The organism is Dictyobacter alpinus (genome assembly GCF_003967575.1).
Lineage (GTDB): Bacteria > Chloroflexota > Ktedonobacteria > Ktedonobacterales > Ktedonobacteraceae > Dictyobacter > Dictyobacter alpinus.
The window spans coordinates 3,869,752-3,883,190 of the sequence record NZ_BIFT01000001.1 but is presented as its reverse complement, the minus strand read 5'-3'; the positions used below and the strand labels follow the sequence as shown (position 1 = coordinate 3,883,190).

At 46.8% G+C, this 13,439-nt stretch carries 14 protein-coding genes; 8 read left to right on the top strand and 6 right to left on the bottom strand.

Annotation, left to right across the window (positions count from 1 at the left end):
- Positions 1-179 precede the first annotated feature (179 nt).
- Positions 180-1,091: an IS982 family transposase gene (locus EL633_RS15315; protein ID WP_126628011.1), complete on the bottom strand. Its 912-nt coding sequence runs from the start codon at positions 1,089-1,091 to the stop codon at positions 180-182.
- Between the two features lie 145 nt (positions 1,092-1,236).
- On the opposite strand from EL633_RS15315, the gene EL633_RS15310 reads away from it, so the two are divergent.
- The 5 genes from EL633_RS15310 (at position 1,237) to EL633_RS15295 (ending at position 5,617) form a co-directional block, all read left to right on the top strand.
- The gene (locus EL633_RS15310; protein ID WP_503826487.1) at positions 1,237-1,596 is read left to right on the top strand and encodes a hypothetical protein; all 360 of its coding nucleotides are present in this window, start codon (positions 1,237-1,239) and stop codon (positions 1,594-1,596) included.
- Between the two features lie 233 nt (positions 1,597-1,829).
- Entirely contained in the window at positions 1,830-2,042 is a 213-nt protein-coding gene (locus tag EL633_RS15305; RefSeq protein ID WP_126628009.1) for a hypothetical protein, read from the top strand.
- Positions 2,043-2,858: 816 nt separating this feature from the next.
- Complete coding sequence (locus EL633_RS36555) at positions 2,859-3,029, top strand: hypothetical protein (RefSeq protein ID WP_161982168.1); 171 nt, start codon at positions 2,859-2,861, stop codon at positions 3,027-3,029.
- Between the two features lie 226 nt (positions 3,030-3,255).
- Positions 3,256-3,489, top strand: coding sequence for a hypothetical protein (locus EL633_RS15300; protein WP_126628008.1), 234 nt, complete (start codon positions 3,256-3,258; stop codon positions 3,487-3,489).
- A 1,534-nt stretch (positions 3,490-5,023) separates the two neighbouring features.
- Complete coding sequence (locus EL633_RS15295; protein ID WP_126628007.1) at positions 5,024-5,617, top strand: hypothetical protein; 594 nt, start codon at positions 5,024-5,026, stop codon at positions 5,615-5,617.
- On the opposite strand, the gene EL633_RS15290 is transcribed toward EL633_RS15295, so the two are convergent.
- Positions 5,614-6,084, bottom strand: a complete 471-nt coding sequence (locus EL633_RS15290; protein WP_126628006.1) for an NUDIX domain-containing protein — start codon at positions 6,082-6,084, stop codon at positions 5,614-5,616. The two genes, EL633_RS15295 and EL633_RS15290, sit on opposite strands and share 4 nt — an antisense overlap.
- 5 nt (positions 6,085-6,089) lie before the next feature.
- The gene (locus EL633_RS15285; RefSeq protein WP_126628005.1) at positions 6,090-6,413 is read right to left on the bottom strand and encodes a hypothetical protein; all 324 of its coding nucleotides are present in this window, start codon (positions 6,411-6,413) and stop codon (positions 6,090-6,092) included.
- A 148-nt stretch (positions 6,414-6,561) separates the two neighbouring features.
- Between EL633_RS15285 and EL633_RS15280 the strand changes: the two genes are divergently transcribed.
- The gene (locus EL633_RS15280; RefSeq protein ID WP_126628004.1) at positions 6,562-7,287 is read left to right on the top strand and encodes an SDR family oxidoreductase; all 726 of its coding nucleotides are present in this window, start codon (positions 6,562-6,564) and stop codon (positions 7,285-7,287) included.
- Entirely contained in the window at positions 7,287-8,411 is a 1,125-nt protein-coding gene (locus EL633_RS15275; RefSeq protein ID WP_246039143.1) for an S-adenosylmethionine:tRNA ribosyltransferase-isomerase, read from the top strand. The genes EL633_RS15280 and EL633_RS15275 overlap by 1 nt, the downstream gene beginning before the upstream one ends.
- A 58-nt stretch (positions 8,412-8,469) precedes the next feature.
- On the opposite strand, the gene EL633_RS15270 is transcribed toward EL633_RS15275, so the two are convergent.
- Positions 8,470-8,697, bottom strand: a complete 228-nt coding sequence (locus EL633_RS15270) for a hypothetical protein (protein ID WP_126628003.1) — start codon at positions 8,695-8,697, stop codon at positions 8,470-8,472.
- A 156-nt stretch (positions 8,698-8,853) separates the two neighbouring features.
- Here EL633_RS15270 and EL633_RS15265 point away from each other — a divergent pair, with 156 nt between their 5' ends.
- Positions 8,854-9,723 carry a nucleoside hydrolase gene (locus tag EL633_RS15265; RefSeq protein WP_126628002.1) on the top strand — a complete coding sequence of 290 codons (870 nt, stop codon included), beginning with the start codon at positions 8,854-8,856 and terminating at the stop codon, positions 9,721-9,723.
- Between the two features lie 88 nt (positions 9,724-9,811).
- On the opposite strand, the gene EL633_RS15260 is transcribed toward EL633_RS15265, so the two are convergent.
- Together EL633_RS15260 and EL633_RS15255 are read right to left on the bottom strand one after the other, a co-directional pair.
- The gene (locus EL633_RS15260; protein WP_126628001.1) at positions 9,812-11,692 is read right to left on the bottom strand and encodes a WD40 repeat domain-containing serine/threonine protein kinase; all 1,881 of its coding nucleotides are present in this window, start codon (positions 11,690-11,692) and stop codon (positions 9,812-9,814) included.
- 450 nt (positions 11,693-12,142) lie between these two features.
- Positions 12,143-13,324 (bottom strand): hypothetical protein, encoded by a 1,182-nt coding sequence (locus tag EL633_RS15255; RefSeq protein ID WP_126628000.1) that lies wholly within the window; start codon positions 13,322-13,324, stop codon positions 12,143-12,145.
- Positions 13,325-13,439: the final 115 nt, after the last annotated feature.

Genomic DNA, 13,439 nt, shown 5'->3' with positions numbered 1-13,439 from the left:
GAGGTTTTACAGAAATGTTTGCTAGGCGCCAAAAGTACATTATCACAATGGTTGTCATCGCAGTTGCGATTATTATTTTGCTCTGGATTTTAACACGGTAGTTGTGTTGTAGCTGTTAGCAGGTATACGTACCAATGCCAAAGATATATAATTGATTATTTACGCTTTGTGCTAATGATTTAGACAGCCGGGTCAGCCAATTGAAGGGCAGGCCTGTCGAAAAGCATTTTGAGCATCATGCCCACACTATGAGCGGTGACCTTGCTTGCAATGCGAGTGATCAGTCCCCAGGTGCTTTTGGCATAATGCTTGGAAAGGTGCAGCTGTTCTTGCAATTGCGCATTGACGGTTTCGCAGATCAAACGGAACCGATTGAGCAGCTTTTGCTCGTTTTCTGGCCGCTTGGCTGCTTGATTGGCTTTGGCCGGAGACAACGAGACCAGAGAGCGATGCTGCTCAAGATAGCTTTCCAGAGCGGCATCATTGTAGGCTCCATCTCCCAGCAGGTGCTGCAGATGATGGGATGCCGAGTCCAGCACATCAACCACAGGCTGATTATCGTAGGGACTGGCTTTGGTGAGCACAAAACCAAGAATGAGTCCATTGAAGCTCACGACGGTATACAATTTGCAGCCAAAGTACTTCAGCGCTTTGCTGCTGCAAATGCCATAGTCGGCATAACCGACAAAATCGCTGGCTCGTTTACTGCGTTTGTAGCTCACACAGGGGACCAGAGCTGAATCAATGGCTGCTATCTTCTCGAAACAGAGGCCATCTTGCACCAGTTGCAAGCTCGTGCGGACGGCCAGAATGACCGACCAGAGCGATCGTTTGCGACGATTATACCGGCTACGTTCATTGAGTCGAGGAAAAAAGACGCGCAAACTGGCTGCATGCAGTCGGAAGAAGTGGTCCTCTCGTAGTTCACCGATGAGTTCCTGGTAAAGCGCGATGGTGACCAACTCGCTGTCGGAGAGCTGTGGCGCTCTTCCAGGTCGCTGTAAGGCTTGTTGAATCATACTTGACCCTTTCATTGTATCGTCAACTATGGTAAAAAGGGTGGTGAGAACTGTTGCTTTGTCAAGCATCATGAGTATGCTCCTTGGTTGTTTTGGTTTACGAGCCTAAGCGTACTACAGTTCTCTTTCTTTTGCACCCATGAGCACAATGCGTGTTTATTTCATGGTCTATAGCAGTACAAGGAGCTAGGTTACCAACACCGCCGTTTATAGTAACCTGAATAGCAAGAAGGCAGGGGTTACCATCTACGAGTACGTCCGCTGTAGTTGTGGTCTGCTCAACAGTGAACGCACCTCCGCTGGTAAGGTCTACTACTACTTCTTCGATGGCCTTGGCTCGATCGTGGGCGTGACCGATAGTGCCGGCAACATGGCCGCCAGCTACGACTACGATCCCTTTGGGAACATAGCTGGCAGCGTCATTCAACCCGGCGTCACGAATCCCTGGCAGTATGCTGGTGGCTACTGCGACAGCACCACCGACCTGATCACATTCGGTATTCGCTCCTTTGATGTCCGCTTCAATCGCTGGACCCAGGTACACATCCGTCGGCGACATCCTGCAAGAGACGCTTAAGGGCAAATATATTCGCCCTTAAGCACATATTGCTAGAAATGGTCCGACGTAGTTACATTGAATGTATTGACCATCCGCCCTTCCCACCGAAAGGTGGAGAGCCATAATCTCTTGCTTTTTTCTCGCTTCTTTGGGTATACTTGCTTTTGTCAACTATGCATGAAAAGTCGTATTTTCTTTATTTAGCCTGATGAATCATTCTATATCCTTTCTAGTAAGGAGATTACGCTCTTATGAAACGAACACCTGGTCAACTAGTGGCAACGGCTCTCATCATCTTTTTCTTAGGGGTATTAATGCTAATCCTTTCAGCAAGTGGTAATTCATTCTTTGTCGATGTGGCTTTTATATTTTTTTGTGGTGCTCTCCTTCTAGCCATTTATGCTTGGAGAGTAAAAAAAGTCTTTAATAAAGATAGCTTGCTAAAAAGTATAGTATCTGACTAATAGGAACACCTGTATGAGAATATTCTATTATGCAGCGAGGATTATGGCGTTTGTCAGTTTTATCTCAGGTTTGATTTTATTGTTCACCACCTACAGAGTGATAGGTGTATTTGTGATATGTTGTGGGCTTATTTTCCTTGGACTAACTTTTTTGTTAAGGTCCAGGCTGCAACGTGATATAAACTGATAAAACTCCATTCGGAGAGTATTGACAACGATGGTTTCTGTAGCCTGCCGGGGACAGGGTATCCGTATGGGTGTAAGCAAATTTTGAAAACTTGTATAGGATACTATACTAATAGTAATACAGTATTCTGCACTTATTGGAGAGAAAGAGTTACAGGTATAAATAATGGGCGAATCAACAGAGCATGCTCAGGTAAAACCATGTCCAGAGTGTGGAGGAAAGCGCGTAAAAGCAATTGGGAGTCAATATATGATTATACTTCGTACCCCAGTAAAAATGTGGCTTTCGCCAAATGCGAAAGGCCAATCCAAATTAGATGCGCTTGTATGTACTCAATGTGGCTATACTTCATTTTTTGCAGATCCCTCAAAATTTGCAGATTGAGTTGATAAAAACTATTAGTTTATAAATCGTCGCTTATTGTTTTAATTAAATACATAACATTCAGTAGAACCCCACATTCTACACACTGAAAAAAGACTTTTTAGTATTAACAATTGATACTTTTACATCTTTTCGCGCGCAGAAAAAAGACAGGATATACATCCTTTTAAGTAGCTTTCATCGAAGTTTATGAATCAGAGTCAGGATGCCACAAGTTTGTGAAAAGTAAGTAAGGAAATAGCTCTATGAAATATGTTGGAGTCGTTGTATTGGCTCTTTGTAGCCTTATGCTGATAGGTATCGGATTGAGTAACATACTTGAAAAAAATTATAATGGTGTCTTTACCTTAATTGGTGGATTTATGAACCTTGTTGTGACTATATTGGTTTTTTCTCTTGTTAAAAAGAAACATTAATTCTATAGCCAGGCCATAATGAACCAGCCGGGACATCACAAGCATAATAACGTGCCTTTTCCTTAAAGTCACTGAGCTGAATGTAGATTTCATATCTACTTTCTAATAGAAATTGGAAGGCGATGAAAAAAATAGCATGTCTTTATGGGCGTTCTATAGTAAGTCACCTGAAACCTTGTCAGCTGAAAATTTCTCAGAGAGCATTACTACATAAGGAGGCAAATCATTGAATACCAAATTTGTAGTAGCAAGTATTCTTTTTGTACTTGCAGTTGTTTTGGAAACAGTTGCAGCCATAAAATTTTTGGGCTTTCCTGATGTCTCAATGCTCAAAATGAGTGTGCTTTGCTCTGTAAGTGGTGCAATTACTTTCGTTATTTCAGTGCGCCTATATAGATCGATTAAGCGCAATAATACTTCCCCAACGGCCGCTCATTTCGTTGCACGAGAAGATGAATAGCTTCTAATTAGTACGCGGTGAAAAGTATTTTACTACTTTCACCACTTTTAGGAGATTTATGAAGGTAAGGTTTTTGGCATATATCATAGCTGGTGTATTTTTGCTAATAATGACGTATAAAATGGTTCCATACTTTGAAACCAGCTTTTATACATGTAAAATTTCTGTTCCTTTTTGTAGTACTTTGAAGGTCTTGTGGTTTTTAGGAATTTTAGGACTTCTTTTCTTTTGGATGTTTTTATTTGCCATTGTTAAATACGATATAAAACGTAACAAAAAAAGATGACGCGAACTGCTTATAGATTTTTACCTTGGGAGAAATCATAATAGTGAGAAAAAGAATTTTTGCATTGCTTACTTTTTTATTATTGCTTTTGCTCATCCTGGCTTTCTTTGTATGGGTAATATTTTTTACATCATTCAAAGTGTTAGGAATAGTTGGATTTGTACTATTTTTTATGTTTCTTTTTATTGGAATTAATAGCCTCAAGAAAGGGTGATGTGACTCTTAGCGTGCAGGTAGACGTTACAAATAGACAGACACAGGAAGTAGTAATCATTATTACGTAAATAACGCATAATAGTAAGTAATCCAAATTTACTCCTATAAATCGATCATGGCAAATAATCAGGAGGCCAAATTGGCACAAGAGAAGAAACAAAGAATGGTATCAATAGTATTCATAATTGGGAGCATCTTTTTAGCCAGGTTTGCTTTTATGTCGCTGAAAGATCTGGTTACTATGGTCTTTTTTCTATGCTTAAGTTTAATACTGCTACTTTTTAGCTTTTTACTATTTTTTAGAAAAATTGTTTTGTAGTGCATCTGGCAACATACTGGTGGCTACTATGGCAGCCTCGCTAACCTGATCAAGTTCGGCATCTGTTTCGGCGATGCCCGCTTCAATTGTTGGACCCAGCGCACACACCCGCCAGCAATACCCTGCAGAAGACACTCAATGGCAAATATATTTCACTTATGCACATATTGCTAGAGATGGTCCGACGTGTTTAGTGAGCATGTCGTACGTGAAGTGGGCGCCATACGCAGGCCCAATACAACTCACTTAGTGATATTTCAGGCCCAATATGGTCTTGCCCAGGGACATTGACGTAGAGCGAGGAGACGGCAACCCGCAAGGGGATTGCCCTACAATAGTCATTTCCATGTTACTTTATTTTCTATTTCAAGCATGAATATTTCTTACATCTTGAAGCAATGTAACAAGAAAAACGATATTTGTAGGGCAATCCCCTTGCGGCTGTGGGCCGTCCCTTCGGCCCACGTTAATGCTTCTGTCCACGACCATGATCGCCCTCCCTTCGCCAGCAATCATGGTGGCTTCAACACGATCGGGTTTGGTTCTGCCACGCAATAAAATGTTAGGTTTTTATCTAGATCTGGCCTCTATTTACTCCTCGTGATACTACTATTCAGCGTTGGCACTATATTTCTATTATCATATATGGAAATATGGCATATTTTACTGTACACTAAGGCTAAATATAATTTTGCAGGGAGAGATACAGTATTATGTCACGACCAGTTTCATTCGCGAGCCGTCAATCTAGCGTGGTGACGGCTGCATATCTGGCATCCATGCTCTTTGCTATCCATTTGATTACGTATTTGATTCCCGCGCTAAGGGATGTGACGGGGCTCAGTGCTCCTCTCATTGCGGAACCATTAACGATCCTGGCGGTGGCCGAGCATCTATGTGTATTTCCGGTAGCTGCCGCCCTGGCTGCTCCAGATTGGGCTCGTGTGGCTGGCTATGGCTGGCTGGTCGTTGATATGGCGACGGATATCATGCAGTTGAATGGCACGCCTAAAGGAACCTATCTGCCCTTGCGCTATGGAGGTCATATCTCTGCCGCCCTATGGATTCTGTTTGTCTCCTTGAATGCCAATGGTGCCTTCCGCGTTGTTGGTATCCTGCTCGCCCTGGATCTGGCCATCTATTCATTTATCGCCTTTATCCCATTATCCTTTATACTGCTACTTCCGTCACTCATATTACTACCACTCTGGCTGGCTCTGGCCGGACGCCTGCTCGCCACGGCAAAGACAGGTGGAGCGACTCTGGATAGTGCCAGTGATGCAACGGCTGGTCAGCATGCCCTCTAGCAAAAGTAAGGATGCTCGCGCTGTTCTAGATAATGGTCGATACGCAGTCTGATAGCGGGAGGTATATTTAAGGCGTCAAGGGTCTGCACGGCATAGAAACCAATCTGTGTCGATTCAGCACTTGCCTTGAGTGTTCCTCCCTGCAGGATGCAATAAAAGCACATGCTAAATTGCTGCCGGACCTCGCCATCTGTATAGGCGATAACGTGCGCTGGATCGCTATACAGCCCGATCAGGTAGGCGGGCTGGACATCCAGTCCTGTCTCTTCTTTGACTTCCCGGATAAGACATTGGACAATGCTCTCTCCAGGTTCCATCGTGCCACCGGGCAGGCCCCATTGCTGGTTATCTACGCGCCGCTGTAAGAGTATCTCCCCTTTGCTATTGGTCACAATAGCTGAGGTCGCAGGCTTTACACTATTGGCTTTTGGAGCCATGGGATTGTTGTAATAGTCGGTACGTGTCATTGGCCTTAGCGTTTCCGGTTAAACAAAATGTTGGCAAATATCACAAAGCCCGCAAACATTAGCAGTCCTAAGATCAAGAGATAGTTGATATACTGGGCGGCTGGACTGGGCGACACGTTCGCGACGCCAATGGCGATAATCACGGTAAACGCGAAGATCACAAAAGCGGCCAGTGAGATAACCGCCAGCACCAGTTTCTGGCGCAGAGGGGGCGCTTGCTGTATATCAGTGACCTTATCGCCATGATCATGATTATGGTGGTGCGCGTGCTCTGCCTCCAGCTGCCTGTGAAATTGTTCGTGCTCAAAGTCCATATCCTGCTTACTCAAAATTTATCATCCTCTCTTTAACGACTCAACATCTCATGCTGTCCTTTTGGTCAGTTCAGACCTGTTCACTCGTGCGATGTAACACCAGCATTTTACAGGTATAGTATTTCCAACAAGATCGTAATGGCAATGAAAGGACACTAGAAAGATGGTTTCTCCTATTTCACATACATTTCCTGGTCGTGGCAATGCCCTGATCACCGGTGCTTCACGCGGACTTGGGCTGGAGCTTGCTCGTGAGCTTATCCAACATGGCTGGAATGTGGTGATCGATGCACGTAACGCCGATGCATTGACACAGGCCAGTACAGAGTTATCCGGCCCTGGAAAGGTTATCGCGCTGGCCGGTGATGTGACCAATGCAGCCCACAGAGCCGATCTGGTTCAGGCCGTGCAACAGCTAGGCTCGCTGGACCTGTTAATCAATAATGCCAGTCTGCTGGGACCCAGTCCTCAGCCCAATCTGCTTGCTTATCCGTTGGATGTGCTAGAACAAGTATACCGCACAAATGTGATCGCGCCACTGGCCTTGATCCAGGATCTCCAACAGTATCTCCATGCAGGCGCCAGTATTATTAATATTACCAGCGATGCTGGACAGGAAGCCTATGCGGGTTGGGGTGGATATGGCTCAAGTAAGGCCGCGCTGGAACATCTTTCCGCGATCCTGTCAGCCGAGCAACCAGAATTCGCTATCTACTGGGTGGATCCAGGTGATATGAATACCCAGATGCAACAGGAGGCATTTCCAGCGGAGGATGTCAGTGATCGCCCACTACCAGAGGTAAGTGTACCAGGAATATTGAGTTTGTTTAGCCAGAAGTATCCCAGCGGCCGCTATACGGCCCGCGCGCTACCAGCAAGGAACGCATAATGATGTATCTCAACGCAGAGACTTTTGGTCCCGACACGGTGGATATTGCCTTGACGAGTCTACTAGACTTTACGCTCCCCGCCGAGTTGGAGGCCAGTATGCCACCAGAGGCCCGTGGTTTGACCCGTGATCAGGTGCGCTTGCTGGTCTCTTATCGCTCCAACAATCACATCATCCATACACAGTTCCAGCATATCGAGGAGGTCTTGCAGGCCGGTGATGTGCTGGTCATCAATACCAGTGCGACGATGAAGGCCTCGTTACCGGTGACGAATAGTCAGGGAACGCAGCTAGAGCTTCATCTCTCGACGCACCTGCCCGCGGATCTATGGATTGTGGAGATACGCCAGCACCATCACAAAACAACCTTACCTTTCTTCGCTATTCAGCCAGGCGAAGTCTTCCAGCTACCAGAGGGTGGGAGTGTCACGTTGCATACCCCCCACCATGCGGGCTATCGCGAATTAGACAGGGCCGCGCTGCATCCTCGCCTCTGGATTGCGACACTCAACCTGCCAGCAGTAACCACGCGGGACGAGTTTTTAACTAAGCACGGACAACCGATTCGCTATAGTTACGTGAAAGATGCCTGGCCGATCGAATATTATCAGACGGCCTATGCCAACGAGATTGGGAGCGCCGAGATGCCTTCGGCCGGACGAGCGTTTACGCCAACGCTCCTGACCAGATTGATAGCCCGAGGAGTTCAGATTGTTCCACTGCTTCTACATACCGGGGTAGCCAGCCTGGAAAGCCATGAGCCACCGTATGAGGAGTTCTATCGCGTTCCCGCTACGACTGCCAGCCTGGTAACCACGGCCCGGCAGGAAGGCCGGCGTGTCATCGCGGTAGGCACCACTGTCGTGCGAGCCCTAGAGACCGTCACCACTCCCAATGGCATCACCCATCCCGGCGAAGGGTGGACGCGCACCATCGTTACCCCTGAGCGTGGCATCCATAGCGTCAATGCCCTGCTCACGGGTTTCCATGAACCCCAGGCGACCCATCTGGCCATGCTAGAGGCGCTCGCCACGCGGAGCCATCTTCAACTCACCTACCAGGAAGCCTTGCAACAGCGCTATCTCTGGCACGAGTTTGGAGATCTCCATCTACTATTACCATAACCCGGCACGACTGGAGGTCTCTTTAACCCTGGACCTCCAGTCTTTCCACGCCGCAAGTTTACGCTGCCGTTGCTTGCTTACGCGCATACATCTCCTGGACGGCATCGGCAAAGGTAGGGCTCATGCCATGCTGGCCTGCGATCCACCACTCATACCACATCACTCCCACACAGGTTGGGCACAGCGTAACTTCGGCAGAGGTATCCATTTTCTGGAGCGAATCAAACAAATGTTGTGCATACATCTCAACAAGATCGCCCGGCATATCTTCAAACGCTTTATCCATAACTATCACCCCTCTCCTCACGAAAGAACTTAAAAAATTGCGGACCGCTAAAAGTGTACCTCTGCATTTACATCTTCTTATTCTTTTCCAGTAAAAAGAAAGTGGTAAAATAAAGGTGTCTTTGCGCTAAACTGCTGTAGAAAAGGAAGGATGTGTATGACCACCAAAGTAATTCTGGATACTGATATTGGTAGTGATATTGATGATGCGGTCTGCCTGGCTTATCTCTTGGCCCAACCGGCGTGTAATTTACTGGGCATTACCACGGTGACAGGGGAGGCAGATAAACGCGCGATGCTGGCGAGTACCCTCTGCAAAATTGCGGGCAAGGATATTCCTATTTTGCCGGGGACTGAAAAGCCTTTACTGATCAAAGCACGCCAGCCTCATGCGGCCCAGGCTGCGGCTCTGGCCAAATGGGATCATGAGACCACCTTTCCACGTGGTGAGGCCATTGAGTTCTTACGGCAGACGATTCGAGCCAATCCAGGTGAAATTGTGTTACTGGGAATTGGTCCTATGACCAATCTTGCCCTGCTCTTCAGTGTCGATCCTGAGATACCTTCGCTCTTAAAAAGCCTGGTCTTGATGTGTGGTGTCTTTACGCGTGGAGAATCTGAACGGGAGTGGAATGCCTTGAATGATCCACACGCGACGCATATCGTGTATCAAGCCGCGGTACGCCAGCATCGCTCGATTGGACTGGATGTGACTACCCAGGTCAAGATGAGCTCTGAACAGTTCAAGGAAAAATGTACGACTCCGCTGCTACAGCCTGTGCTGGATTTCGCGCAGGTCTGGTTTCAAGGGAGCGATACCGTGACCTTCCATGATCCTCTGGCGGCAACGACTATTTTTAACGATACGATCTGCACATTCACGCCTGGAGATGTGACAGTAGAATTACAGCAGCCAGAACTCGCAGGAAAAACCGACTGGCATCCGAATAGCAGCCAGCCACGGCATGAAGTTGCGTTAGCCGTCAATCAGGAACGTTTCTTTGAGGAATATTTTAGCGTCTTCTAATATCTAAGACCCGTCTTGAAACGCAAAAATGCGACAGATTATGTTTATACCCTGTCGCATTTTCGTGTCTGACATCTTTGCTGGAAGATCATTGTTCAGGACTCCAGACATGGATGGCTTTATCGTTACTCCCTGAGGCGATCCACTTGCCATTGGGCGACCATTTCACAACATTGACACTCTCACTATGCCCACGGTAGGCACAGATCATTTTTCCTTTAGTGGAGTCCCACACCTGTACAGAGGTATCCGCGCTGGCTGAGGCGATAGCGGCGCCATCCGGCGACCAATCAATAGCCAGGATCTGATCGACGTGTTTGGCATAATGAACCGGTGAAATGCCCGTGATCGGATTCCAGATATCGACACTCTTGCTACTTCCACCATACGCTAACAGGCCTTTATTGGGAGACCAGGACAGCGCTTTAATGGCGTTGACGGCGGTTTTTTGATAGACGCGCGTCTGCTCACGCTGGAACGCCTCTCGATCTCCGTCCATGGCAATGCCCACAAACCACATCTGCATCGAACCCTCAGTATTGCCAGCCACAATATACTTGCCATCGGCCGACCAATCCAATACCTGTAGATGCTGAATCTTACTTTTATAATGTGCCACCAGTTTACTTGTCTTGGCATCCCAGATTTTAATATTGTCACCGGCAATATTGATCGAGACCAGAAACTGACCATCTGGCGACCAGACAATATGCTGAATGGGAGCATCCTCTAGCCAGGAAGCAAGTTGCATACCCGAATTGGCATTCCAGATCTGGATATGTCCTTCACTACTCGCTGAAGCGATGGTATTGCGCATCGTTTGAGGTCCCCATGCCACACGCTGAACCTTTGCGCGATGCCGCTGGTAGGTTTGTACGGCCTTTTTAGCCGCCACATCCCAGATTGAGACGACCCGGCCACTGCCAACTGTGACAATATAGTTGCCATCTGGCGACCAGTCCAGGCTCACAATCGGCTCTTTTAGCATGCAAATTGGGCTAACGGGTGCCACCGTCATCGTATGCGGGCTGGTTTGCTGCGCCCCTGGCTGGGATGGAGATGAGCTCGAGTGGGAAGGCGCGGCATTGTGTGGGGGCACATGCACGGGATTCACATGGGCAGTCTCGTACGTTTTTCTAGCGCCCTGCGTCTGATAACTGGCAGCCTCCAAAGCATGCGCAAAGGCAGCCATGCTGGCAAAACGCTGTTGAGGATCTTTCGCCAGGGCCGTCAGGATGACACGTTCAACCTCTACCGGCAAATTTTCCACCTGTCCACGCAATGGCGCTGGTGCCATCAAGCGATGCTGCTCAATCAATGCGGCCGGATCACCTTGAAAAGGGGATCGCCCACTCAACCACTCATATGCGATCACTGCCAGAGCATATTGATCACTGGCGGGAAGCGACTGCTTCTGAAAGCGTTCAGGTGCCATGTATGGCAGATTATTCAAACCTATTTGTTTGGTAGAGGATGCGAAATGGTGAGCGATAGAAGGAATCCAGATATCCGTTAGCATGACGTTATTTTGTCCATCTAACAGAATATTCTCTGGCTTCATATTCAGATGAGTCAACCTGTTATCGTGGAGATATTGCAGGGCCTGACTCAATTGCTTCATATAGGTTACTACCAGTGAAAGAGGAACACGCTGGCCCGGCCTGAGTCGCTGGCGCAACGAGCCATGTGGCAATTCTTCCATATACACGACTGGAACGCCATATTGCACATCAAACTGCAAAATACGGAGAAGATGGATGTGCGTTAGCTGCGAGAGCATCTGAAGTTCATGCAGAAAAAGCTGTCGCTCACTCTCAACCAATTGTGTATGCCAGATCTTCACAGCCAACTGCCTCTGTGACTGTATATGCCGTCCCTCATATACTTCAGTAGTACTACCGCGTCCAATCAAACGCTCCAAACGGTAATCGCCTATCTGTTTACCAACAAGAACCAATTGATCAGCCATCCAAGGGCCTCCTGAAGTATATATAAATAAAGCTTTAGGCTATCTATTGTAAGTAAAGAGAGCGATAACGTCAACAGTTTTCATACTTGTATAGAAGATAGTACTTACTCCATGTTTAGCGAATTTATTTTTTTCTGCCAGAAAATGTATTTATATTAAAAAACGCATCTCTATTGATTTATAATCTAGCAACGCTCATGTATCTGCTCTTCTCCTGAAGCTTCGCGCCTATTGAGCTCATAGTTTTTGTAGGTGAAGCAGTTGAAAGATGATTACCAACGCCTTTCGCTTGCCGCACCTACAAAAAGTCATAATAAGAAATTTACACATGCTCTTAAATAATAGTATATATATGTGTAAATTTCTTTATCACAACCATAAAATTCTTTCACTTATCGTATCAAAAAATACTCTCTTTATCTTATTTGATACGACAAGCTATTGTAATACTTATAGGATAGTAAAATTATGTTCCTTCAGGCGCCTGGTTAAACCTGGCAGGCGTCGATACTGCTGAACCCAGCTATTGAAGCGTGTCTGGAAAGCAGGCAACTCATGATACTCCTTAGCCATGTCACGTAATTCAATCAGCCATTTAACGGCCTGATCATAGGCAGTAGCTATTTTACGACTGGCAATGTCATCGATCTGTCTCCACTGATCATCCTGATTCAGGTGGAGATATTGCAAACGGACCTGCCTGGCATGGCGATTCTGCTCCTCAAGCTGACGCATCTGTTCCTGCCGCCGACGCTCCTGCTCTGCCTGAATCTCCTTAACATCCGTGAGCAGGGTTGCAAAGGAGACACGCTGCTCCTCCTTGGTAGTAGGCTCTGGCCGCCCGCTCTGACCTGCCTGGCGTAGCTCTCTGATAAGTACACGCCTCAAACCCGCTTCATTGCGGGCGAAGCGTACAAGATAATCATCACAACGTTCGCGTGGTAGCAGCTTGATCCAGGCAGCAAAATCATCCATGGGAGATGCTTCCATAGGCTCGCTATATTGAGCCGCCGCTGCTACAAATTCCTCGGATAAGCGCAGTAGCGACACAAGTTCTTTCTGTGCAGCACTCAGACTTTTCAGCCCGGGCGGAACCCTTGGGAAGACTACATCTTCCTCTTCATCCTCGTCTTCCTCCTCCTCGTCTTCCTCGTCATAATAATAGTCCTGCATACGTATCTGGCTGGCCAACCAGGCAAGATACAATGCACGCAGGTCACCGTTTATCAACTCTTCCCGAATCGCGATCATCGATCCCAGATCATAATCCATCCATTCATCTGGCGGCTCCTCATCGTTAAAACTAAAATGGAGCACATCATAGTCCTTTGCCTTGTTGAATGTGACAAATTCATCGCAATCATACTCATCAAGTAAATTGGCTGGCAAAATACCATGGGGAAAGCGAAAGGCCAGTTGTGGTGAGCCCCAATTCGCCCAATACAAAAAGCCATCAAAATACTCACGTAACACTGCAATAGGATCGTATTTGAAGTCCCCCCAATTATATTCGATTAATGCATGGCTGGAAGAGGCCTCAATATGACTGGACAGGTCTTCAACCTCCTCTAACTGCTCCGCAGTCAAAGGCTGATCCACCGTCATAAACTCGTAACGCTGATATTCACTCATACATATTTTCCTCCATCTATCATCAATACTAGTGAGATTGATAAACAAGACCAGAGCATGGGAGTTATCACAATCTCACTATACCGCAGAAAGTTACTCTCGCAACAGGCCACAG

Bases quoted from the DNA above. Each gene is read 5' to 3' on its own strand.
- EL633_RS15265 (WP_126628002.1), top strand. From the start codon at position 8,854: ATGACCACCAAAGTAATTCTGGATACTGATATTGGTAGTGATATTGAT.
- EL633_RS15295 (WP_126628007.1), top strand. From the start codon at position 5,024: ATGTCACGACCAGTTTCATTCGCGAGCCGTCAATCTAGCGTGGTGACG.
- EL633_RS15255 (WP_126628000.1), bottom strand. From the start codon at position 13,324: ATGAGTGAATATCAGCGTTACGAGTTTATGACGGTGGATCAGCCTTTG.
- EL633_RS15275 (WP_246039143.1), top strand. From the start codon at position 7,287: ATGATGTATCTCAACGCAGAGACTTTTGGTCCCGACACGGTGGATATT.
- EL633_RS15270 (WP_126628003.1), bottom strand. From the start codon at position 8,697: ATGGATAAAGCGTTTGAAGATATGCCGGGCGATCTTGTTGAGATGTAT.
- EL633_RS15305 (WP_126628009.1), top strand. From the start codon at position 1,830: ATGAAACGAACACCTGGTCAACTAGTGGCAACGGCTCTCATCATCTTT.
- EL633_RS15315 (WP_126628011.1), bottom strand. From the start codon at position 1,091: ATGATGCTTGACAAAGCAACAGTTCTCACCACCCTTTTTACCATAGTT.
- EL633_RS15290 (WP_126628006.1), bottom strand. From the start codon at position 6,084: ATGACACGTACCGACTATTACAACAATCCCATGGCTCCAAAAGCCAAT.
- EL633_RS15260 (WP_126628001.1), bottom strand. From the start codon at position 11,692: ATGGCTGATCAATTGGTTCTTGTTGGTAAACAGATAGGCGATTACCGT.
- EL633_RS36555 (WP_161982168.1), top strand. From the start codon at position 2,859: ATGAAATATGTTGGAGTCGTTGTATTGGCTCTTTGTAGCCTTATGCTG.
- EL633_RS15280 (WP_126628004.1), top strand. From the start codon at position 6,562: ATGGTTTCTCCTATTTCACATACATTTCCTGGTCGTGGCAATGCCCTG.